This window comes from Flavobacterium faecale (assembly GCF_003076455.1).
Taxonomy (GTDB): Bacteria; Bacteroidota; Bacteroidia; order Flavobacteriales; family Flavobacteriaceae; genus Flavobacterium; species Flavobacterium faecale.
Genome location: NZ_CP020918.1, coordinates 3,004,170 through 3,027,690, shown reverse-complemented (window position 1 = coordinate 3,027,690; position 23,521 = coordinate 3,004,170). Strand labels below are relative to the sequence as shown.

Annotated in this window: 20 protein-coding genes; 15 read left to right on the top strand and 5 right to left on the bottom strand. The window is 37.3% G+C overall.

The window, feature by feature from the left end; genetic code table 11:
* Positions 1 to 87 precede the first annotated feature (87 nt).
* Together FFWV33_RS12910 and FFWV33_RS12905 are read right to left on the bottom strand one after the other, a co-directional pair.
* Complete coding sequence (locus FFWV33_RS12910) at positions 88 to 501, bottom strand: DUF6691 family protein (protein WP_108741290.1); 414 nt, start codon at positions 499 to 501, stop codon at positions 88 to 90.
* Positions 502 to 504: 3 nt separating this feature from the next.
* Complete coding sequence (locus FFWV33_RS12905; protein ID WP_108741289.1) at positions 505 to 1,062, bottom strand: YeeE/YedE family protein; 558 nt, start codon at positions 1,060 to 1,062, stop codon at positions 505 to 507.
* 246 nt (positions 1,063 to 1,308) lie between these two features.
* On the opposite strand from FFWV33_RS12905, the gene FFWV33_RS12900 reads away from it, so the two are divergent.
* The 6 genes from FFWV33_RS12900 (at position 1,309) to FFWV33_RS12875 (ending at position 7,193) form a co-directional block, all read left to right on the top strand.
* Positions 1,309 to 1,758: a 2-dehydro-3-deoxyphosphooctonate aldolase gene (locus FFWV33_RS12900; protein WP_108741288.1), complete on the top strand. Its 450-nt coding sequence runs from the start codon at positions 1,309 to 1,311 to the stop codon at positions 1,756 to 1,758.
* Between the two features lie 77 nt (positions 1,759 to 1,835).
* Positions 1,836 to 2,654: a 3-deoxy-8-phosphooctulonate synthase gene (gene kdsA, locus FFWV33_RS12895; RefSeq protein ID WP_108741287.1), complete on the top strand. Its 819-nt coding sequence runs from the start codon at positions 1,836 to 1,838 to the stop codon at positions 2,652 to 2,654.
* 10 nt (positions 2,655 to 2,664) lie between these two features.
* A complete protein-coding gene (locus tag FFWV33_RS12890; protein ID WP_425433134.1) occupies positions 2,665 to 3,516 on the top strand; it encodes a hypothetical protein in 852 nt (283 codons plus the stop codon).
* A 315-nt stretch (positions 3,517 to 3,831) separates the two neighbouring features.
* A complete protein-coding gene (locus FFWV33_RS12885) occupies positions 3,832 to 4,950 on the top strand; it encodes a PAS domain-containing sensor histidine kinase (protein ID WP_245891512.1) in 1,119 nt (372 codons plus the stop codon).
* Between the two features lie 254 nt (positions 4,951 to 5,204).
* Entirely contained in the window at positions 5,205 to 6,431 is a 1,227-nt protein-coding gene (gene glgA / locus FFWV33_RS12880) for a glycogen synthase (RefSeq protein WP_108741285.1), read from the top strand.
* Positions 6,432 to 6,623: 192 nt separating this feature from the next.
* Positions 6,624 to 7,193 (top strand): pentapeptide repeat-containing protein, encoded by a 570-nt coding sequence (locus FFWV33_RS12875; protein ID WP_108741284.1) that lies wholly within the window; start codon positions 6,624 to 6,626, stop codon positions 7,191 to 7,193.
* A gap of 521 nt (positions 7,194 to 7,714) precedes the next feature.
* Here the strand turns inward: FFWV33_RS12875 and FFWV33_RS12870 are convergent.
* Positions 7,715 to 8,212 (bottom strand): GNAT family N-acetyltransferase, encoded by a 498-nt coding sequence (locus tag FFWV33_RS12870; RefSeq protein ID WP_108741283.1) that lies wholly within the window; start codon positions 8,210 to 8,212, stop codon positions 7,715 to 7,717.
* Between the two features lie 6 nt (positions 8,213 to 8,218).
* The gene (gene guaC / locus FFWV33_RS12865) at positions 8,219 to 9,259 is read right to left on the bottom strand and encodes a GMP reductase (RefSeq protein ID WP_108741282.1); all 1,041 of its coding nucleotides are present in this window, start codon (positions 9,257 to 9,259) and stop codon (positions 8,219 to 8,221) included.
* A gap of 364 nt (positions 9,260 to 9,623) precedes the next feature.
* Here guaC and FFWV33_RS12860 point away from each other — a divergent pair, with 364 nt between their 5' ends.
* Genes FFWV33_RS12860 through FFWV33_RS12850 form a run of 3 tightly spaced genes read left to right on the top strand, consistent with a single transcriptional unit; the run spans position 9,624 to position 13,705 of the window.
* A complete protein-coding gene (locus FFWV33_RS12860; protein WP_108741281.1) occupies positions 9,624 to 10,019 on the top strand; it encodes a (deoxy)nucleoside triphosphate pyrophosphohydrolase in 396 nt (131 codons plus the stop codon).
* A complete protein-coding gene (locus tag FFWV33_RS12855) occupies positions 10,012 to 13,452 on the top strand; it encodes a DUF3427 domain-containing protein (RefSeq protein ID WP_108741280.1) in 3,441 nt (1,146 codons plus the stop codon). The genes FFWV33_RS12860 and FFWV33_RS12855 overlap by 8 nt, the downstream gene beginning before the upstream one ends.
* A gap of 10 nt (positions 13,453 to 13,462) precedes the next feature.
* On the top strand, positions 13,463 to 13,705 hold the full coding sequence (locus FFWV33_RS12850) for a hypothetical protein (protein WP_108741279.1): 243 nt from the start codon (positions 13,463 to 13,465) through the stop codon (positions 13,703 to 13,705).
* 550 nt (positions 13,706 to 14,255) lie between these two features.
* Here FFWV33_RS12850 and FFWV33_RS12845 read toward each other — a convergent pair.
* Positions 14,256 to 15,791, bottom strand: coding sequence for a YifB family Mg chelatase-like AAA ATPase (locus tag FFWV33_RS12845; protein WP_108741278.1), 1,536 nt, complete (start codon positions 15,789 to 15,791; stop codon positions 14,256 to 14,258).
* Between the two features lie 450 nt (positions 15,792 to 16,241).
* On the opposite strand from FFWV33_RS12845, the gene FFWV33_RS12840 reads away from it, so the two are divergent.
* From FFWV33_RS12840 to FFWV33_RS12815, 6 genes are all read left to right on the top strand, one after another.
* A complete protein-coding gene (locus FFWV33_RS12840) occupies positions 16,242 to 17,705 on the top strand; it encodes a sodium:solute symporter family protein (protein WP_108741277.1) in 1,464 nt (487 codons plus the stop codon).
* Positions 17,695 to 18,129 (top strand): GNAT family N-acetyltransferase, encoded by a 435-nt coding sequence (locus tag FFWV33_RS12835; RefSeq protein WP_108741276.1) that lies wholly within the window; start codon positions 17,695 to 17,697, stop codon positions 18,127 to 18,129. The genes FFWV33_RS12840 and FFWV33_RS12835 overlap by 11 nt, the downstream gene beginning before the upstream one ends.
* Before the next feature lie 185 nt (positions 18,130 to 18,314).
* Positions 18,315 to 19,469, top strand: coding sequence for an amidohydrolase (locus tag FFWV33_RS12830; protein ID WP_108741275.1), 1,155 nt, complete (start codon positions 18,315 to 18,317; stop codon positions 19,467 to 19,469).
* Positions 19,459 to 20,610 carry an alanine racemase gene (gene alr / locus FFWV33_RS12825; RefSeq protein ID WP_108741274.1) on the top strand — a complete coding sequence of 384 codons (1,152 nt, stop codon included), beginning with the start codon at positions 19,459 to 19,461 and terminating at the stop codon, positions 20,608 to 20,610. Before FFWV33_RS12830 ends, alr begins: the two co-directional genes overlap by 11 nt.
* Before the next feature lie 2 nt (positions 20,611 to 20,612).
* A complete protein-coding gene (locus FFWV33_RS12820; RefSeq protein WP_108741273.1) occupies positions 20,613 to 21,686 on the top strand; it encodes an alanine/ornithine racemase family PLP-dependent enzyme in 1,074 nt (357 codons plus the stop codon).
* Between the two features lie 319 nt (positions 21,687 to 22,005).
* Positions 22,006 to 23,313: an ammonium transporter gene (locus FFWV33_RS12815; protein ID WP_108741272.1), complete on the top strand. Its 1,308-nt coding sequence runs from the start codon at positions 22,006 to 22,008 to the stop codon at positions 23,311 to 23,313.
* The last annotated feature ends 208 nt before the right edge of the window (positions 23,314 to 23,521 follow it).

Sequence of the window (23,521 nt, the reverse complement as noted above, 5' to 3'; positions counted from 1 at the left end):
AAAGGATAGGCTCGAAGTTTAGTGATTAAGCATTTCTGCTTACAAACAAAAGACTAAAATCATAACAACTGCAATAAAAACAGTAGATTAATGCGGTAACTTATTTTTGATTACTCCATACAGGTACGTCCCAAGCATCGCACCTACTAGTACAACCCCTATCGAATAGTATCCTGCTCCTAGTAGAATGTAAATTGGTCCTGGACAAGCACCTATCAAAGCCCAACCGAGTCCGAAGATAGTTCCTCCTATCCAATAGCGAAAATTACCTGGTTCTTTGTCTTCAATTTCAATTGCGTTTCCATCAATATCTTTGATGTTATTGCGCTTAATGATTTGGATTCCAATTACTCCAGTGGCAATTGCAACAGAAATGATTCCGTACATGTGAAAGGATTGAAACTGAAACATCTCGTAGATACGGTACCAAGAAACGGCTTCAGATTTTGTCAAAACGATTCCGAATATAAAACCGACTAGTATATATTTGATTATTTTCATGATTTAAAAAATTAAGGGGAATAAAACGTGAACCATAATAAGGCCACCGACAAAGAAACCTATTACAGCTTTTAGAGACGGAAGTTGCAAATTACTAAGACCCGAAATGGCATGTCCAGAAGTACAACCACCAGCATATCTAGTTCCGAAACCTACTAAAAGACCACCAACTAATAAAACAATAAGGTTTTTGGGTTGCAAAAAATTCAAGTCACCAAAAATAGAGATTGGTGCCAATTGTCCGTTTGGAGCTTCGATGTTTAAAGCTGCCAAAGCTTCGATTGTTTTTGGATTAATCGATACATTACTAGGATCGCTCATGAAGTGTGTTGCCACGAAACCACCAAGCATTGCACCTAATACTACTAATAAATTCCAACGTTGAGATTTCCAATCGAAATCAAAAAAAGCAACCTTTTTGCCTGCACCCATGATTGTACACATAGTTCGTAAATTGGATGACATACCAAAAGATTTTCCGAAAAAAACTAGTGATAACATTATTAGACCAATGATAAAACCTGAAACATACCAAGGCCAGGTTTGAAAAAAGATATTCATATTTTTAAAAATTTAGATTGCAAAGATAAGTTCTATTTAAATAGTTAACCGTCCCTTTTGCAAAATTTAAAAACAAAAGTAAATGCTACTAGTAAACAATTTCGAGTTATGACCTTAATTACTCTAAAGTTATTGTCGAAGCCGAGGTGAGAGATTTTAAATTAACTACATTAAAAACTAAACTTCTGTTTATCTTTGTTTTGAAATTATAAAACAACTACAAAATCATTTTATACTTCTTTCGAAATGAAGAAAATCAGTTTTACTATCGTGATAGCATTAGCTTTGGCCTCTTGTGTGAGTACAAAGTCTACCTTGAAAAATGTAGATAATAATGCTCCAATCCCAAGAATTAGTGCTCAAAACACCTTTATAATCACAGAGATGAGCCAAGACAAAAGATATGGGTATGAAAAAGATTATCCTATAAATGTTTTTTACAACAATACAGCCAATGACACCCTGAACTCTGTACGCTTTATACGTGCGCTAGCAGGACCAAAAGGCGAAAAAATAAGCTATACCAAACTTGAAAGCTGTTGCCCCTTCCCTACCAAAACGAGCGGTATGGGCGCTGGATTTTTGGATGTGTACGAATTGAAATGGGAAGGACAAAAAAAACCTATTCAATTGTACCTTAATATATATGAGCGCGGCTACTTGCTGGCTCCAGTGGGACTTTCGATAAAAAAATAAAGACAACTAAAATAAACGTTAATTGTGCAAGTGGAATTCTGAATTCGAATTATCTTTGCATAAAAAAATAATAAAAGATGAATATTGAACAAATTGCTCAAATTAAACATACAAAAAGCGGGAATTTCTTTTTGCTAGCTGGACCTTGTGCTATTGAAGGCGAAGAAATGGCGATGCGAATAGCTGAAAAGCTTGTTGGGATCACCGACTCTCTCGAAATTCCGTTTGTATTTAAGGGATCATTTAAAAAAGCCAATCGTTCACGAATTGATAGTTTCTCAGGTATTGGAGATGAAAAAGCGCTAAAGATTCTTAGAAAAGTATCCGAAACGTTTCATGTTCCTACTGTTACAGATATCCATACCAATGAAGATGCTGATATGGCTGCGCAATATGTAGACATTTTACAAATACCAGCTTTCTTGGTGCGTCAAACTGATCTTGTGGTGGCTGCAGCAAATACTGGACGAACAGTAAACTTGAAAAAAGGACAATTTATGAGTCCAGAGAGCATGAAACATGCCGTTCAAAAAGTATTGGATTGCCAAAATGAAAACGTAATGGTGACGGATAGAGGGACAATGTTTGGCTACCAAGATATGATTGTTGATTTTAGAGGAATCCCAACCATGCAACAATATGCCACTACTGTACTAGACGTTACACACTCCTTACAACAACCTAACCAAACAGCGGGTGTCACTGGTGGAAGACCTGATATGATTGAAACGGTAGCCAAAGCGGGTATCGCAGTAGGTGTTGACGGAATTTTTATCGAAACTCATTTTGATCCTGCAAACGCAAAAAGTGATGGAGCAAATATGTTGCACCTAGACTATTTTGAATCGCTTATGAAAAAACTAGTGGCGATTAGAAAAACAATTAATACATTTTAATACTACCCTCGTGAAAAATAGCATTGCATACATCGGATTATTAGGTTTGATGTTTATAAATACCCTGACTGCTCAGGAAGAAATTAAAGTACAAGAAAAATATACGGCACACAATAAAGGAAAGTTTTTTGTGTCTTGGGGAGGAAACAGAGATAGCTACAGCAAATCTGACATTACTTTTAAGGGAGCTGATTACAACTTTACGCTGAAGGATGTGCAAGCAGTAGATAAGCCGAAAGGTTGGCATATGGATTATATCAATCCTACCAAGATGACAATTCCTCAAACCAATTTTAGGTTGGGTTATTTTTTAAATGACCATTACAGTGTTACGATTGGTCTGGATCACATGAAATATGTAATGGTACAAGATCGAGCAGTGGATATTGATGGTTATTACCCAAACAAAGGGAGTTATGATGAAACGGTAACTGGAAATCCAGATCAAGTTTTGCTTACTGAAAAATTCTTAAAATTTGAGCATACCGATGGATTAAACTACATCAATACTGAAGTATCTCGCCACGATGATATTTCGAAAATTTTCAAAATTGGAAATACAGATAAGATCCAAATCAACCTTACCGAAGGTGTTGGCGTAGGTGTATTGTACCCAAAAACAAATGCTACCTTATTGGGTAAAGATCGTCACGATGATTTTCATGTTTCTGGTTTTGGAACCTCTGTTAAGGCAGGTTTGAATATTACTTTCTTCAAACACTTTTACGTACAAGGTGAATTAAAAGGTGGTTATATCAATATGCAAGACATTCGTACCACACAAAACCCTGAAGATAAGGCCTCACAAGACTTTTTCTTCTTTCAAAGAATCATTGCATTTGGTGGAATATTCAGAATATAACCATTTATAATACAAATAAATGTCCATTTACATCAATTAGCTGTAGGATATTTAAAAATAGAAATACCTTATAAAAAAAGCAACTATCCGCTTTTTTTATAAGGTATTTTGGTTTAATTTGGTTTTATAGTGTTAAGTTCTATACAGTTGCAGACAACGTACTTTATTATTTTGTATTTTTATAAAACAGACTTAAAAAACAAAGGAACGAACAACGAATAATAGCATTCAGCACCACTTTAGTTTTTGTCCGATCACAAGCGCAATTTGACGGCAAAGAATTGATAATTTAAAATGGTTTAAAAGTAGGAAAAGATGAGAATGAGAAAAATGTTGCGCATCATTAACGGAAAAGCCCCCAAAGAAACGTTTGAAACCGAAGCCACCTTTGAAGATTTTTTCAATAAATCTCCTGATTTACTTTGTATTTCTGGATACGATGGTTATTTCAAAAAAATCAACCCTGCTGTCTGCAAATTACTCGAATATACTGAGGAAGAACTAAAGGCAAAACCTATCAATCAGTTTATTTATTATGAAGACAAAGAGACTACTACTTTCGCACGAAAATCCATTAAGGATCACAATCACTTAGTTAATTTCGAAAATAGATACATTACCAAAAGTGGTCGTATTGTTTGGCTGCTTTGGACCTCAATTCCTATCGAAAACAAACAATACATCTATGCTATTGCCAAGAATGTAACCCATAAAAAACAATTAGAAGAAGAAAGAAACCTACATCTTGCTAAGTTAAATCAAGCCGTTGAGGAATACAAACAGCTTACCTTTGCTGCTGCACACGACTTGCGATCTCCGGTAAATAATTTGATTAGTGTTTTTGATTTATTAGAAATCGAAAAAATTACAGATTCCGAGTCTGTAGAATATTTAAACATCACCAAGGATACTATTGAAGGATTAAAAAACTCTTTGAACGATTATATCAACGTCCTGAGTGACAAAATTAAAAGCAGCTCACCTGTAGAACGAATTTCGTTTCAAGAAACACTTGAAGACGTTATTTTTTCTATAAATTCTTATATTTCTAATTCGAATACTACAATAAACAGCGATTTTACGGCATTTGATCTCTTGTATTTCAATAAAACGTACATGAAAAGCATCTTCTTGAACCTTATTACCAATTCGATTAAATATTCGAAAACAGAAACCTTTCCTGTTATTTCAATCTATTCCATCATTGATGAAGGGGTTCGAAAATTAATTATTGAAGATAACGGAATTGGGTTTGACATGAAAAATGTAGGGAGTAAAATATTTGGTTTGCATCAAAAATTTAATGACAACTCAGATAGCAATGGTATTGGATTGTACCTAGTTTACAATCATGTGATCAACATGGGAGGCCAAATTCAGGTAGAAAGTGCTCTTGACCAAGGGGCAAAATTCACCATTACCTTCAGAGATTAACATTTGATTCGCTTTGTCTTGATGCAACTTTTACATATCAATCTTACTAAATAATTGTACAGTCATTCAGATTAATTGAGCAAGAACTAGCTCATTTCCTTTTTTATTTTCTTAAAATGTGCTGTATTTGCAACAATTTTGCTTCTGATTTATGAATAATTTGCTACTTTAGTAAAATATAGTCCATTGCATCGTCAAGGGGTTTTTCGCTTTATATATCTAAAAAATTTAACCGCACATAAAACTAGTCTACAATGAAAATAGCACTTTTTACAAATGAATTTCCACCAAATATTTATGGTGGAGCTGGCGTACACATCGATTTTTTGAGTCAAGAACTCCTAAAACTTGGACAAGTGGAAGTTCGTTGTTTTGGAGATCAAAATGTAAACGAAAGTAATCTCAATGTAAAAGGTATTGATTCGTGCCTGAGCAATCCAAAAGACGAAAAGAATTCGCATATCAAAATGTTTCACAACTTGAGTCGAAACATAGAGATGTCGCAAGCTACTCCAGAGGCCGATATTATTCATTGCCACACGTGGTACACGCACCTTGCAGGTGTTATGACGCGCGAGCTACTACAAGTGCCCTTGATTTTGACTACCCACAGTCTAGAAACGCACCGCCCGTGGAAAGTGGAACAACTAGGAAATGGTTATTTCTTGTCTCGTTGGATCGAAAATAACGCCTACAACACCGCCGACGGAATTATTGCGGTAAGTGAACAAATGAAAGAAGATGTGGTCGAAGCTTACGGTGTGGATCCAAATAAAGTTACTGTAATTCATAACGGAATTGATCCTGAATTTTATAAACCAACCACAGACGATGCCTTATTGAGAGATCTTGGTATTGATCCAAACATTCCGTTTGTGCTTTTTGTGGGGCGTATTACGCGTCAAAAAGGTATCTCACAATTGATTTCGGCAGCCAAATATTTCAATAAAGAGTGTCAAATCGTATTGTGTGCAGGTGCACCCGATACGCCTGAAATCGCTGCTGAAACTGAGCAATTAATTACCGAGCTGAAAGCAACCCGTGATGGTGTGATTCTAATATCAGAAATGCTACCACGTGAAAAAATCAAAATTCTATACAGCCAAGCACGTGTATTTGCATGTCCGTCCTTGTACGAGCCGTTTGGAATTATAAATCTGGAAGCAATGTCTTGTGAAACTCCCGTAGTAGGAAGTCACGTAGGCGGGATTCCGGAGATTATTGTGGAAGGTGAAACTGGTTATTTGATTCCGTTAGAAAGTAAATCAAGAACCGACTTCAACCCTACTCATCCAGAAGAATTCCAGAAAGCATTTGCCCAAAAGATTAATGTATTGTTAGACGACGAAGCACTAGCTACCAAAATGGGAAAAGCAGGAAGAGAACGTGTATTGAAAATCTTCAGTTGGGAATCGATAGCAAAAACGACCTTTGACTATTACCAAGAAGTCATTACTAATTTCGAAAAAGAAAAAGCATAATCAAAGCTTCATTTTTATATTCGAAAGGGATGCTGTTATTGCAACAGCATCCCTTTTTTAATTTACGAACATTTGAATTCAGACTTTTTCTAATTCTTCTAAAGCCGAACCACCTCCCAAACCACTTCGTATAAATTGTAAAAATCATGTAATAAGAGTCCGTTCTATTTAGTACTTTTACAAAAAAAATCCATGCTAGCGTATTTCCTCGACCAATCTTTCCAAGACTTAATCTACACTATTGAGGAAGTTAATTTTAAGGAATTTGAGGCCTGTGTTTTTACCAATTGCGATTTTACGGCTTGCAGTTTTACCGCTGTGACCTTTATTGACTGTACTTTTAAAAATTGTAACTTCAACAAAACCAAGATCAATCACGTAGCGCTACGTACTGTCACTTTCGACAATTGCAAAATCAACGAGGTTAACTTTGCTATGTGTGACAAGCTTATTTTCGAAATCCATTTTAAGAATACAATACTGGACTTTTCTAAGTTTTATACTCTAAAAATGAAAGGTACCACTTTCAACAACTGTAGTTTGGTAGCTGTTGACTTCATGCAAACAGATCTCACCGAAGTTCTTTTCGAAAAATGTGATCTCTACCGTGCCGAATTCGATCAAGCCGTTGCCAACAAAGCTAATTTTGCAACCAGCAAAAACTACACAATTGACCCCAAAAGAACCAAACTCAAAAAAGCCGTCTTCTCAATGGAATACCTGAAAGGCTTGCTGTTCACACATGACATTATTGTGGAGTAAACCTTTACGTATTTATGGTACGCAGATAAAACGGATTCGCTACCGCGAAAACGCAGATTTATACAGATTTTTCTATTTTAACTAGAGCTATACACCTAATAGGACGCGGATGAAACTGATTCGCTATCGCGAAAACACAGATTTACACAGATTTCCCTAATTTAACTAGAGTTATACTCCTGAGCATGAGAGGACGCGGATGAAACTCAGTCGCTATCGCGAAAACACAGATTTACACAGATTTCCGCAGATTTTTTAAATTAATTCGTGTCATTCGTGTTCCCGAAGACTCGGGACGTGGCTAAAACTATACGTATACATTTTCTAAATTAATTCGTGAGCATTCGTGTCATTCGTGTCATTTGTGGCTAAAACTATACGCACAGATTTTTTAATTAAATTCGTGAGCCTTCGTAAAAATTCGTGTCATTAGTGGCTAAAAAAAATTAACCGCAAGCCACATGAAAAATCCGTTTTTATCCGCGACTTCGCGATAGCGAATCCGTTTCATCCGTGGACTATTATACCGAAAGCAAACACTCCATCACATAATCCTCCATCAAGTAGCCTTTACCGATTTCAATATCGACTTCCTCAATAATCTTGAAACCTAGTTTTTCATAAAAACCCAAAGCTTTATTAAAACGATTTACATTCAAAAGCAGCGCCTCAAAATGAATCGCTGCTGCCGAAGCTTCAATGTATTCCACCAACAACTTCCCTACTCCTTTTCCTTGTGACTCGGGTAACAGATATAGCTTATGAATTTTGGTCCGCTTCGTGGATTCGAAATGCTCAAAACCAGCGAAACCCAAAACAGTATCGCCTTCTTTGGCTAAAACAAATAGGCAACCTTTGGCCATACTATCTCTTAAAGTATCGATGTCGTAAAAAGCATCCAACATAAAGACCAGCTGCTCTTTAGACAAAATCGAACCATAGGTAACTGGCCAGACTTTTAAAGCGATTTCCCGAATCACATTTACCTCTGCAACACCCGCAGCAACAATTGAAATCATACTATATTATTCGTTATAAATTCTATTTTCTTGTTCGCTCACACGAATAAAAGTCGTTCTTTTTGTCAATTCCTTCAAGCGTGATGCGCCTACATACGTACAGGTACTACGCAAGCCACCCAAGATATCCATCAAGGTATGAATCACTTTTCCTTTAAACGGAATCGAGACGGTCTTGCCCTCACTAGCGCGGTATTCGGCCACGCCACCTACATGTTTGTTCATCGCAGTAGTCGAGCTCATTCCGTAAAATTGTTTGAAGCTACTGCCGTCAATTTCTACCAGTTCGCCCCCGCTCTCTTCGTGACCCGCAAGCATTCCGCCCAGCATCACAAAATCGGCACCAGCGCCAAAAGCCTTTGCAACATCACCAGGAGTCACGCAGCCACCATCGCTTATAATGTGACCACCCAAACCATGCGCCGCATCGGCACACTCGATTATCGCCGAAAGCTGCGGATACCCCACACCCGTTTTCACACGTGTCGTACAAACCGACCCTGGACCAATACCCACCTTAATAATGTCGGCACCCGCCAAGAGCAGTTCCTCCACCATTTCGCCGGTCACCACGTTACCCGCAACAATCACTTTGTCTGGGTATTGCAAACGCGTTTGCTTTAAAAATTCTACAAAATGCTCTGAGTAGCCGTTGGCCACGTCTATACAAATAAATTGCAAAGCAGGATTCAGCGTCAAAATATCATTCAATTTTTTGGCATCATTCTTACCTGTACCCGTGCTCACCGCTATGTACGGAAGGCATTCCGGAGCCAAAACCGACAAAAATGCCTGCCACTCCTCTACCGAATAATGTTTGTGAACCGCCGTAAAAATTTGCTCTTTCGCCAGTACCAAAGCCATCTCAAAAGTTCCAACCGTATCCATATTGGCGGCAAAAATAGGCACACCAGACCAACTTGCCCCAGAGTGCAAAAATTTGAAATTTCGTTCCAGCGAGACCTGCGCTCTACTCTTTAAGGTCGAGCGTTTTGGCCGAATCATTACATCTTTAAATCCTAACTTAAGGTCGGTTTCAATTCTCATCTTCAAAAATTTCGTTACAACCAAATATACGTATTTACTCCAAAAACACCGCAATGGCAGTAAACAATTTACGATTTATAGTTTCAGGAGTTGTTCCTGCAGAACGCGACACGCTTGTTTGTATTCTTATTTTTTTAAAAGGCCAAAAAGGAGCTTTCTCGACGTTTTGGGATCCGCTCTTTTGACCAAGAAAAAATGCAAGCCTGTTTTATATGGAGTTTTGCTGTGGTCAGGGCTTGGGAATTTTGGGAAGGAATTAAGGTTTATTATTTCAAAAAATATATATTTGCATTGAATGACAATTCTTATTTTATAATTGGAAACTGCATTCATTCAAGACCTAAAGTAAAAATATTATTTAAGAATGAAAAAAGTTCAAGTAGTAGCTGCAATTATACTTTGCAAAGACCAGATTTTATGTGTCCAAAGACCTAAAAACAAATTTTCCTATATTTCCGAAAAATTTGAATTCCCTGGGGGCAAAATAGAAAAAGGTGAAACACAAGAGGATGCTTTACATCGAGAACTACTTGAAGAATTAAATATTACAACCTCTATTAAATCATTGTTTCTTACTGTGATACATGAATATCCAGATTTTGAATTGACCATGCATAGCTACATTTGTGAAGTTAAGAATAAAGAACTTAAACTTAACGAACATATTGCAAAAGAATGGTTGACGATTGATGAACTTAAAAAACTTGATTGGGCTGCAGCTGATATTCCGATTGTAAACAAATTAATAATGAATGGATAAGTTAACAGAAATTTTTAATTCGAGCTTACAAACTGGCTATGTTGATAAAAATATTTTATCAAGTATAGCCTATCAACCTGAGTTACTTGTTAATCAAAAAAATCCACCAAAAAAAGTATTATCATCAATACTGCAAGAACTTGAAAGTTGTAGTCAATTCTATATTTCAGTTGCATTTGTTACTACTAGTGGAGTTGCTACGATAATTAATAAACTTAGGGAATTAGAAAACAATGACATAAAAGGAGAAATTTTAGTATCTCAATATTTGAATTTCACCGAACCTGAAGCATTAAAGAGACTATCCCAATTCAAAAATATAAATTTAAGAATTGCAACAATAGGGAATGCACATGCAAAAGGTTATATTTTTAAAAATGAAGAGCATTATAATTTAATTGTTGGTAGTAGCAATTTGACTGCAAATGCATTATCAGTCAATAAGGAATGGAACATTAAGGTTTCTGCATTAAATGATAGTGGTCTTGTCGAAAAAGTAGTAAATGAATTCAAATCTGATTTTGAAAAAGCAACTCCTGTCACAAAGGAATATATTTTACGTTATGAAGAAATATACAAAAAACAATTTCTTCTAAATCTAAAAATCAATAAAGAATCTTTAACTGATTTAGAGACGATCATAACTCCCAATGCAATGCAAATAGAAGCATTGCAAAATTTAAATAACTTACGAAAACAAAAAAAGAATAAAGCACTAATAATTTCAGCAACAGGAACAGGTAAAACCTATTTATCTGCTTTCGATGCAAAAGCTTTCAGTCCTAAAAAATTACTATTCGTCGTTCATCGATTAACCATTGCAAAAGATTCATTAATTACCTTTCAAAGAGTATTTGGAAAGGATAAAAAAATGGGATTATATTCCGGTGATAAACGAGATTTAGATTGTGATTTTATATTTTCCACAATACAAACTATTTCAAAACCTAAACATCTTAGTAACTTTTCGAAGGATCATTTTGATTACATCATTATTGACGAAAGTCATAGATCTGGCGCAGACTCCTATTTAAGATTAATTGATTATTTTGAACCCCAGTTTCTTTTAGGAATGACAGCAACACCTGAAAGAACAGATGGAACGGATATTTTTCGATTATTTGACCACAATATTGCTTATGAAATTAGATTAAACAGAGCAATGGAAGAGGAAATGCTAAGTCCCTTTCATTATTATGGCGTAACTGATTTACAAATTGATAATATCGAGATCGACAACAAAACCACTTTTAATCTTTTGATTTCTAAAGAAAGAGTAAAGAATATCATTGAACAGGCAAATTTCTACGGCAGTGATAATGGGATAACAAGAGGTTTAATATTTTGTTCAAGAAAGAACGAAGCGATTGAACTCTCCATATTATTAAATCAAAATGGATTTAAAACAGTTGCCTTAACAGGTGATAGTTCCGAAGAAGAGAGAGCTAAGTCAATAGAAAGATTAGAATCGGATAATGTAAATGAAAAACTCGATTACATTTTTACAGTTGATATTTTTAATGAAGGGATTGACATTCCAAAAGTCAATCAAATCATAATGCTTCGACCTACCGTATCAGCGATTATATTTATCCAGCAATTAGGTCGCGGATTAAGAAAAGTTGACGGGAAAAGTTATGTTACAGTTATTGATTTTATAGGGAACTATGAAAATAATTACCTAATCCCTATTGCATTATACGGTGACACTTCATACAACAAAGATTCATTAAGAAAACTAATTACCGAAGGTAGCAGAATGATTCCAGGATCTTCAACTATTAATTTTGATGAAATCACAAAAGAAAAAATATTTCAATCCATCGATTCTGCAAACATGCAGTTATTCAGTGATTTAAAAAAGGACTACGCTTTGTTACAATTTAAATTGGGTAGAATTCCAATGATGATGGATTTTATAGAACATGGATCTAGAGATCCTTACCTATATGTTGAATACTCTAATTCATATTACAATTTCATATTAAAAGTTGAAAAGGATTTTAACACTGAACTATCAAAAAAACAAATTAAGATTTTAGAACTATTTTCAAAGGAAATAAATAATTCAAAGAGAGTTGAAGAGAGTTTAATTATAAAGCTATTACTTGATAATGGAAAGCTTTCAATAAAAACCTTTAAAAAAACAATTTTAAAGAAATACCAATATACAGTTTCTGACGAAACAATTGAATCGGCAGTATTCAATTTAAATTTTGAATTTATTAGAGAGAAAAAAGAAGGGAAATTAATTTCGGCAAGAGAAATTCACAATTTAGATATTATAAATATTGAAAACAAAAACTTCCTTTTTTCAGATTCCTTTCTTAAGGCCTTAGATGACAATGTTTTTCAGAATTTCTTAATTGATTCTACTAATTGCGCGATATATGAATTTGATAAAATGTATTCACAAGAGAATTGGCAGAATGGATTTATACTTTATCGAAAATACTCCAGAAAGGATGTTTTCAGAATATTAAATGTTTCAGAAAATCCTGTAGCACAAAACGTAGGTGGATATTTAGTTAGCCCTGATAATTCCCATTGTCCTATTTTTGTTAATTATCATAAGGAAGATCACATATCAGAATCGACTAAATACGAAGATGAATTTATTAGTAATAGAGAATTTAACTGGATGTCAAAATCCAATAGAAAAATTACTAGTAATGACGTTCAATCGATTTTGGGTAAAAATGGAATTATACGTTTACCACTTTTTATCAAAAAAAATAATGATGAAGGAATGGAATTTTATTACATGGGCGAAGTTACTCCTGAACTCACTCAAATCGAACAAACTAAAATGAAAAATGATAGTGGTAAGTTTGTATCAGTTGTGAAAATACGTTTTATCTTATCTGATCCTGTTTCAAATTCCATGTATAATTATCTCGAACAAAAAGCTACGGTAAAAGTAAACAGTGCGAAAAAGGTAAAAGATATTTCTCCAAAACAAAAAGTTATTGATTTTGAGCCAAAATTAAAAAATCCAATCCCTTTATATGATTTTTATGCAGCTGCAGGAACATTCAGTGAGATTCAATCTGATAAAGATTTTATTCTAATTGAAGGACCTAATAACACAAATTCAAGCAGTGATTATTTTGCTTGTAAAATTATCGGTGAATCAATGAACAGAGTAATTCCAAATGGTTCAATTTGTTTATTCAAACCTTATATTGGTGGTAGCAGGAATGGTAAAATTATTTTAGTCGAAAATATAGACATTCAAGATCAAGATTTTAATTCCGCGTTTACAATCAAAACGTATTCAAGTGAAAAAACAATTAGTGAAGAAGGTTGGGAGCATACTGAAATCATCTTAAGACCAAACTCTTATGATGGCTCTTATAAAAATATTATTATCAACGAAGAAAATGGAGCTGAAATGAGAGTTATTGGTGAGTTTGTTTCAGTTTTATCTTAACTTTATTACTATGACCACTCAAAAAACCCCAAACCAAATAAACTGGTCATTCATAGAGCAATACTATCCAAATTATTACTCTTCAGATGAAATATTGTTGAGTGATATTTTGTCTCGAAAATTAGAAGGGCAAGAAATCGACCCAAAAGACGAAGAAATGATTTTGGGTTGGAATGTAAAAGAAGCGCTTACCTCGCTTGACCAAAAAATTTACAATAAAGCGATGAAGAATTATCTCCAAATTTCAAAATAAATAATAGAATTGTAACAGTAGATTCAACAGTTTAAATTCAATCTTCTAAATTCAAAAAGTTAATCCCTTCTAACTTTAACCGCAAATTGCACAAATTTCCGCAAATTAATCTGTGGGAATTTGTGCAATTTGTGGTTTGATTCTTTTGTACTATCTAAAATTGAATAACTTATAAAATCCCCTCATTATCCAACTGTCATGCGAGTGCAATGTTTTTAAGTTAAGGCTAAAAACATCCAGTTTTGTCATTCCGACGAAGGAGGAATCGCACTAGTTGCTTATGCTATGTGATTTCTCCTTTGTCGAAATGACACAAAATACACTCAACTTAACGATATTTTGCGTGAGTGATAGCAGCGAAAATCCTTTTTACGGGGCTTTTTCTGCCCCATAAAAAGATTGTAGCATCCCGAAGCGTCGGGACTACGACCCGCTTTTTTCAGCGGGGCACGCCCAAATGATTTTCCGTTAGATTAACTCATTATACTATTTCTGCCGTAATTTTTTCAGCGTGCTGAGAGCTATCGGCAGTCCAAACCACAACACTCCTCTACCCCAACCAACCGTCGCGGTCTAAGCTTCGGTACTGAATGGCTTCGGATATGTGCATGGATTCGACTTTTGGTGATGCTTCGAGATCGGCGATGGTGCGGGCCACTTTTAGGATTCGGTCGTAGGCACGTGCAGAAAGGTTGAGGCGTTCCATGGCGGTTTTGAGCAATTGCTTGGAAGGATCGTCTAGGGCGCAGTACTCGCGAATTAATTTGGTGTTCATTTGGGCGTTGTAGTGCACGTTTTCCATTTCGGCAAAACGAAGGGACTGAAACTCGCGTGCTGCTGTAACGCGCTTACGGATATCGACGCTGGCTTCGGCTTTGCGATCGTCTGACAGTTTCTCAAAAGGCACAGGCGTGACTTCGATATGAATGTCGATTCGGTCCAACAAGGGTCCTGATATTTTGCTCATGTAGCGTTGCATTTCGTGTGGCGAGGAGGTTTGCGGTGCATCGGGATCGTTAAAAAACCCACTTGGACTCGGGTTCATACTCGCTACCAACATAAACGACGACGGATAGGTCACGGTAAATTTGGCTCTCGAAATGGTTACTTCGCGGTCCTCGAGCGGCTGACGCATGACCTCGAGCACGTCACGCTTGAACTCGGGTAACTCGTCTAGGAACAAAACGCCGTTGTGCGCCATGGAGATTTCGCCCGGTTGTGGGTAACTCCCGCCACCGACCAAAGCTACATTCGAGATCGTGTGATGCGGACTGCGGAAAGGGCGCTGGTTCATCAATCCGGCTTCCTTAAGTTTCCCCGCTACCGAATGGATTTTGGTGGTTTCTAATGCTTCTCTCAACGTCATGGGTGGTAAAATACTTGGCAATCGCTTGGCCAACATGGTTTTTCCAGCACCTGGAGGACCAATCAGAATGATGTTGTGACCACCTGCAGCCGCGATTTCCATACAGCGCTTAATGGACTCTTGGCCTTTGACATCACTGAAATCAAATTCTGGAAAATCAAGGTCTTTGTAAAATTCGGCTCTGGTGTCTATGGTGGTGGGTTCTAGGGTACCTTTACCTTCGAAAAAATCGATGACTTGGAGCACATTTTCGATTCCGTATACGTCGAGACCTGCTACGATGGCGGCTTCTTTGACGTTTTGCATGGGTAGAAAAAAGCCTTTAAAACCTTCTTCTTTGGCTTTGATCGCTATCGGTAAGGCACCTTTGATGGGTTGCAGGCTTCCGTCAAGGGACAACTCCCCCATGATGATGTATTTGTTGACTTCGTCGGATTTGATTTGATCTGAGGCTGCTAGGATTCCGATTGCCAAGGTCAAATCATAAGCAGATCCTTCTTTGCGCAAATCGGCAGGCGCCATGTTGATGGTTATTTTTTTGCCCGGCAAATTGTAGCCGTTGTTTTTGAGTGCGGCGGCAATGCGGTAACTGCTCTCTTTGATGGCGTTGTCTGGCAAACCTACTAAGTGGTAGCCGATTCCTTTGTCGATATTAACTTCTACGGTGATGGTGGTCGCTTCGACACCAAAAACGGCACTTCCAAAAACTTTAACGAGCATAGCAGATATTTTTTCTAAAAATAGACATTTTACATTATAATAACCTGCAATTTTCTTATAAAAATTTTAAGGGTTGTACTTTGCAAATGAAGGGGTTAGAAATGGAAAACGGATTGTCATTCGAAAACTAAATAAACTGCTTTTATGGGTTTCGAAAAATAATCTATTCGAATACAAACAAGGTCAAAAATAGGTCGATTCTTAATTCAGCCCTAAGACTTACCTATTGCGTTTTGAGCGGTTTTTGGATAAAAAAACGTACCTTTGCCAGAAATTAAACGGTTTTCAGGGCTAAAAGCTGAATTTAATGCAATAATTCAGTTTTACCATTCTACGATTTCAATGCAACGAAATCAAACTGAAACGCCTTCATAATGTGTAGTTGACTGCACTCATTGCCTTCGGAAGAATTTCGAGTACAGGCTTATAAATAATCAAAAATACCGAAAAATGCACGTACTAGATTATATAATCTTTGTCGTATACATGCTTGCGATGCTTGGCGTAGGTTATTATTTTTTTAAGAAAAACAAAACTGCAGAAGATTTTTACGTCAGCGGACGCAATATGAGCAGTTGGCACATTGGGCTATCGGTCGTGGCTACAGATGTAGGTGGTGGTTTCTCGATTGGTCTTGGTGGACTGGGTTTCACGATGGGATTGTCGGGCTCTTGGATGCTTTTTACAGGATTGCTTGGTGCTTGGTTGAGTGCCGTTTTCTTGATTCCGAAAGTGAGCGAACTGGGTCACAAACATAAATTTTTTACGTTTCCGCAGTTGTTTGAACATTATTATTCGGCCAGAGTAGCCTTGTTGGCAGGAATCATTTCTGCTATTGGATATATTGGTTTTACGAGTTCGCAGGTACTCGCGGGAGCCAAACTAGCCTCAGCCACTATCGAAGGTTTAAATTTGCAAACCGCTCTGATTGTCATGGGGTTAATTGCCGTTATCTACACCGCTATTGGAGGTCTAAAAGCTGTGATCTATACCGATACTATTCAATGGACCATCCTGATTTTGGGTTTGGTTTTCATCGGGATTCCGATGGCGTACCATGCAGTGGGTGGTTACGATGCGATCAAAAGTTCACTTGCTCCAGAATACCTCTCTTTAACGAATATAACAGGTTACCAAATTTTTAATTGGGCGATTACTATTATTCCGATTTGGTTTGTGGGAATGACATTGTACCAACGCATCTATGCGAGCAAAGGCGAGAAAGAAGCCAAAAAAGCATGGCTTATTGCTGGTGTTTTTGAATGGCCGATCATGGCTTTTATGGGTGTGAGTCTTGGACTGTTGGCAAAAGTAGCCGCCAACCAAGGTATGTTTGCCGGAATTACTGACGCCAACGGAATGGATAGCGAGATGGGATTACCTATTTTACTTGCTACCATCCTACCTATCGGATTAATGGGATTGATGCTTTCCTCCTATTTCTCTGCCATACTTTCTACCGCAGACAGTTGCTTGATGGCGGCATCTGGAAATATAGTGACCGATATCCTTGCAAAATTTTCGAAAAAAGAAATGACACATAAAAAGGAATTACAACTGTCGCAGATCGTTACTTTGATTGTGGGTGTTTTTGCCATTTTACTGGCTTCGCAAATGCAAAATGTACTCGAACTCATGCTCTACTCCTACGCTTTTATGGTTTCTGGTTTGTTTGTCCCCGTGATTGGAGCGCTATTCTGGAAAAAGAGTCATCCTATTGCCGCTTTTTGGAGCATGCTATCGGGAGGAACTACGACAATTTTTTTAATATTGACCAAAAATCAACTACCTTTAGGAATACAATTACCACAACACCTAGACGCCAACGCCTACGGGATTACAGTGTCTTTGCTTGTGTTTGTCATACTATCAATTTATCATTCTAATAAAATAAAATTACAACATGGAATTTAAAATCATCAATAGCGCCACAGGAGCCGATACTACGATTACCGATACAATCATTGCCAACTTTTTGTTCACTCACCTTGAAGAATATGGCGATAAAGTGGATGATATCTTAAAATGTATTGCCTACGCCATGAATCCTGACAAAGGAGGATCAATCGTGGTTGGAATGGACCAAGGAAAGATCGTTGGAATCACCATCTTGAACAAAACGGGAATGAATGGCTTTATCCCCGAAAATATCTTGGTTTACATTGCAGTTGACAATAGCCAGCGTGGCAAAGGATACGGAAAACAACTGATGCAAAAAGCAATTGACAGCACTGATGGCGATATTGCCTTGCACGTGGAACCTAATAATCCTGCCAAAAAATTATATGAGAAACTAGGGTTCACAAACAAATACCTAGAGATGCGTTTGATTAAATAGCATGCTTTTATTCGAAAAAAAAAACATTGAATCAATCCGTAAAACCGCAAATCCCCTTAAATACAGAGGAAAGGTAGAAGGGAAATTTTCCTGAAAAATGGTTATCTAGTTTTGTTTTATTTAGAATAGAAAAATCAATTACAGCGTTTATTTCATTAAAAAACTAGCGCTTAAAACAGTACCAAATGGAGAATTCAAATCTAAATATATCGGAGCTTATTGCTTTACGCAAAGATTTACATAAACATCCTAAACTAGCACTTAAAGAACACAATACAGCAAATAGAATTTGTTCTTTTCTCGAAAAATACCCACCTGATGAACTCATTACTGAGGTTGGAGAAACAGGAATCCTTGCCATCTATAACGGAAGCAAGCCAGGGAAAACGGTGGTGTTTAGAGCCGAGTTGGATGCTTTGCCTATTCAAGAAATTAACAACTTTGAACACCAGTCTATATACGAGGGCGTGTCACATAAATGTGGGCATGACGGACACATGACGATCTTGTGCGGACTCGCGATGCAACTGCACGCTGTGAGACCTGAAACAGGGAAAGTCGTTTTACTTTTTCAACCCGCTGAAGAAGACGGTCAAGGTGCTGTGAAAATTGCGCCCGATTCAAGGTTTCAAGCCTTGGCTCCCAATTTTATCTTTGCACTGCACAATTTACCTAGCTATCCCAAAAATCAAATTTTGGTTAAAAACGGAACGTTTACTTGTGCCGTAAACAGCATAATCATCAAACTTGAAGGTAAAACTTCGCACGCAGGAGAACCAGAGAAAGGAATCAACCCTGCATTGGCTTTGGCCGAGATCACAGCTTCGTTTTTAGGGCAAATGCAAACGGATATTACCAAAGACAACTTTTGCTTGATCACGCCAATTTATTCCAAAATGGGTTCGAAAGCTTACGGGGTTTCCGCAGGAAGTGGTCAGACACATTTCACGGTCCGATCTGACAGCAACGACCAAATGAAAATCATTGAAACCCAGCTTGAAGATACCGCAATTGCAATTGCCAAAAAATATCAGTTGGAAATCAAAATCAGCTGGACGCAAAGCTTTCACGCCAACGAAAACAATACCGAAGCCGTTGACCATGTGCGTCAATCGGCACAAGTGAATGGTTTTGATTTGGCCGAAAAAGAATTCCCATTCACTTGGGGCGAAGATTTCGGAATTTTCACGAAACTCTACTCGGGCGCCATGTTCGGATTGGGATCTGGAGAACTAACTCCTGCCCTACACAATCCAGATTATGATTTTCCGGATGATATTATAAGTACCGGTGTCGGTATATTTTACCAAATTGCCAAACAAATTACCAATGCACACTAATTCAACTATTGAACTAAGCCGAGAGGCTCTGAAAAATAATATTGCCTTTTTGCGAAAAACATTCGATAAAAAAACCATCCTTTCCTCTGTGGTCAAAGGGAATGCGTACGGTCATGGCTTATCGGAATTTGTGCAAATGGCAAACGATTGTGGCATCACACACTTCTCTGTTTTTGATGTCGAAGAAGCCAAAATCGTTTACAACACATTACAAGACAAGGTGACTGTTATGGTACTTGGACTCGTATCTGACGAAGATATGGAATGGGTAGTGAATCATAACATTGAGTTTTTTGTTTTCGATAAAAACCGACTGAACAAAGCCATTAAAGTGGCAAAAAGTAGCAATATAAAAGCTAAAATTCATATCGAAATAGAAACTGGTATGAACCGCACGGGTTTTGACAAAAAAGAATTACCAAGCGTAGTTTCTATATTGAAGAAAGAAGGCGGACATTTGGTTCTAAAAGGATTATGCACACACTATGCAGGCGCAGAAAGCATTGCAAACTATTACCGCATTGATAAGCAAATCAAACGATTTGATGAAGCCTACCAATACATGTGCGCCAATGACTTGAAACCCGAAATCAAACATTCTGCTTGTTCTGCGGCATCAATGATGTTCCCAGAGACTAGAATGGATTTGGTTCGTATCGGGATTATGCAATTTGGTTTGTGGCCCAGTCCCGAAGTATTTGTCAATTATTTAAATTCGAAAAAAAGCAAAATTGACCCTTTACAGCGCGTAATCAGTTGGAAAAGTAAAATTATGAACATCAAAACCGTCCAAGCTGGCGAATTCATAGGCTACGGAACCAGTTTTTTGGCCGAAAGAAAAATGATCATTGCAGTTGTTCCCATCGGTTATTCGCATGGATACAGCCGTTCCTTAAGCAATCAAGGCCGTGTGATCATTAATGGTACGCGCTGCGTGGTGGTAGGATCTGTAAACATGAACATGATGACGGTAGACATCACAGATGTAGGACCAGTAAAAAAAGAAGACGAAGTAATATTAATAGGAAAACAAGGTGATACAGCCGTTTCTGTAGCCTCATTTAGTGATTTGAGCAATCAATTGAACTACGAGCTACTGACTCGAATATCCAAAACTATCCCAAGAAAAACAAAGCAATAAAAATGGCTTTTATAAAATTATACCGCAAAAAACTCCAAGAAAACTATGCTTTCCTGGACAACATCTTCAGCTCTCGCAACATCGATTGGGGCGTGGTGACCAAATTATTGTGTGGCAACACCATTTATATCCAAGAAATTATCGCCTTGGGTGTGACCGAAATGCACGACTCGCGCGTGAGTAATTTGAAGAAAATCAAAAAACTCAATCCCAACATTCAAACCGTATACATTAAGCCGCCTGCAAAACGCAGTATCGAGCGCATTGTACGCTATGCCGATGTGAGTTTTAATACCGAGAAATACACGATTCAGCTCCTGTCTGAAGAAGCACAACGCCAAAACAAAATTCATAAAATCATTATCATGATCGAAATGGGTGATTTACGTGAGGGCGTTATGGGTGAAGAATTAGTACAGTTTTACGGCGATATTTTAAAATTACCCAATATCGAAATAAGAGGAATCGGTACCAACCTGAATTGCTTGAGCGGTGTAATGCCTACGCAAGACAAATTGATTCAGTTAAGCTTATACAAACAATTAATAGAAGCCAAATTTGATATTAGTATTCCTTGGGTTTCCGGCGGAACTTCTGTTGCTGTGCCTTTAATATTGAAAAACGCACGACCAATGGCTGTTAATCATTTTCGAATAGGCGAAGCGCTCTTTTTCGGAAAAGATTTATTTACCGGTCAAACCATGGAAGGCATGCATAGTGACGTGTTCAAACTTTTTGCCGAAATTATCGAAATCACCGAGAAGCCAGATACCCCAACTGGCGAACTAGGCGAAAACGTAGCCGGACATGCTTTTACAGTAGCTGATGATGTCGATTTTAGCAGTACTTCTTTACGAGCCATACTTGACATCGGATTACTCGACATGCAACCGCAATACCTGCAGGCAGACGACGAAAAAATTACCATTGTAGACGCAAGCTCAGACATGCTAGTTATCGACATATCAAATTCAGATACCAACTACAAAATCGGCGATTTAGTAAGCTTCAAAATTCAGTACATGGGCGCACTTTATTTATTGAATTCGGATTATGTGGAGAAAACTATTGAATAGTTGCACAGCAAACTGTAATGATTTATTCAAAAAAGCCTTAAAAAATGATAATTCTATCGTTTTCTGAAGTTTACGACACCGTTTTCGTTGTCAAATGCTTTAAATTCATTAATTTAGAAAGAATTACACTACTAATTTAACAGTCTTTTTGCTGAATTCTAAAATTATGATACTATTTCAAACAATTGACTAAAATTTAGGGGGTCTCATTATAAAATTAACAAAAATATAAATTAGACCCCCCTCCTTTTAATAGGCATGCTTAATAATTATTTAGATTTGCATAAAAAATCAACAAATACTAAATTTTATTAATCCTATGAGAAAAATTATTCTGGGCATCATTCTTATTGCCTTATCTGCATTAACATTCTTTTCTTCATTCTTTTTATCACCAGCAAACATTCCTGCCGAAGCTGCAAAGTACGACACAGGAGACACTGCTTGGATGATCGTTGCCACGGCATTAGTTTTAATCATGACACCCGGTTTAGGTTTCTTCTACGGTGGTATGGTTGGTAAAAAAAATGTAATCAGTACCATGTTACAAAGTTTCATGGCCATGATTATTGTTACAATTTTATGGGTAGTAATTGGATTTAGTTTGTCATTCGGTACAAGTTACGGTGGTTTTATTGGTGACCCAACAGAGTTTTTCATGTTCCAAGGCGTAGACATACACACAGCATGGGGAACCATTCCGTTCCTATTGTTTGCTTTGTTTCAAGCCAAGTTTGCCATTATCACTCCGGCGTTAATTACAGGGGCATTTGCAGAGCGTGTTCGTTTTTGGGCATACATGTTATTCATGGTTTTATTTATCTTATTCATCTATACACCATTATGCCACATGACTTGGCATGCAGACGGTTTCTTCTTCAAAATGGGAGTACTTGACTTTGCAGGTGGAACAGTAGTTCACATGAGCGCAGGATGGGCAGCACTTGCAGGAGCAATCTTTTTAGGAAAAAGAAAAATCCAAAAAGTAAACCCAGCTCGTATCACTTATGTATTATTAGGAACTGGTTTATTATGGTTCGGTTGGTTTGGTTTCAACGCAGGATCTTCATTAGGAGCCAACACATTGGCAGTACAAGCCTTAGGAACAACTACAGTTGCAGCCGCAGCCGCAGGTATGGCTTGGATCTTTATTGACAAAATATTAGGACACAAAGTATCTGCAATGGGTGCTTGTATCGGTACCGTTGTTGGACTGGTAGCAATTACACCAGCAGCAGGATTTGTGAGCATTCCTCATGCAATCTTCATTGGTATCTTCAGTAGTTTGGTAAGTAACTATATGGTAAGTAAATTTCCAAAAGGAAGAATTGATGACGCTCTAGACGTTTTTGCTTGTCACGGTGTAGGTGGAATGGTTGGTATGTTGTTAACTGGAGTTTTTGCTTCAAACAAAATTAACCCAGCAGTAGGCGACAACGAAGGTTTGATCTTTGGAGACTCTACCCTATTCATAACACAATTAACAGCCATGATCATGGTATCTATCTTTGCATTCTTAGGATCGTATGCCTTGTTCTTTATCGTGAACAAAATCACACCGCTACGTGTAACAGAAGAAAAAGAAGAATTAGGATTAGACATCTCTCAACACGGAGAATACCTTTAACACCTAGTCACATTATAATCAAACACTCTAAAGATTCGTCTTTAGAGTGTTTTTTTTTTGCGTTACTATTTGGGGGTGCCGCCATTAAAAAAAGGAGCTTACCGTAGTTTGCGCCTACAAAGCTCCTTTCTATAATGCCGTCGGGTCATCCGCGCTACTTTGGTAGCTAGCTTCTACCCCTCACCCAATTCAGAGACATCGACAGTAA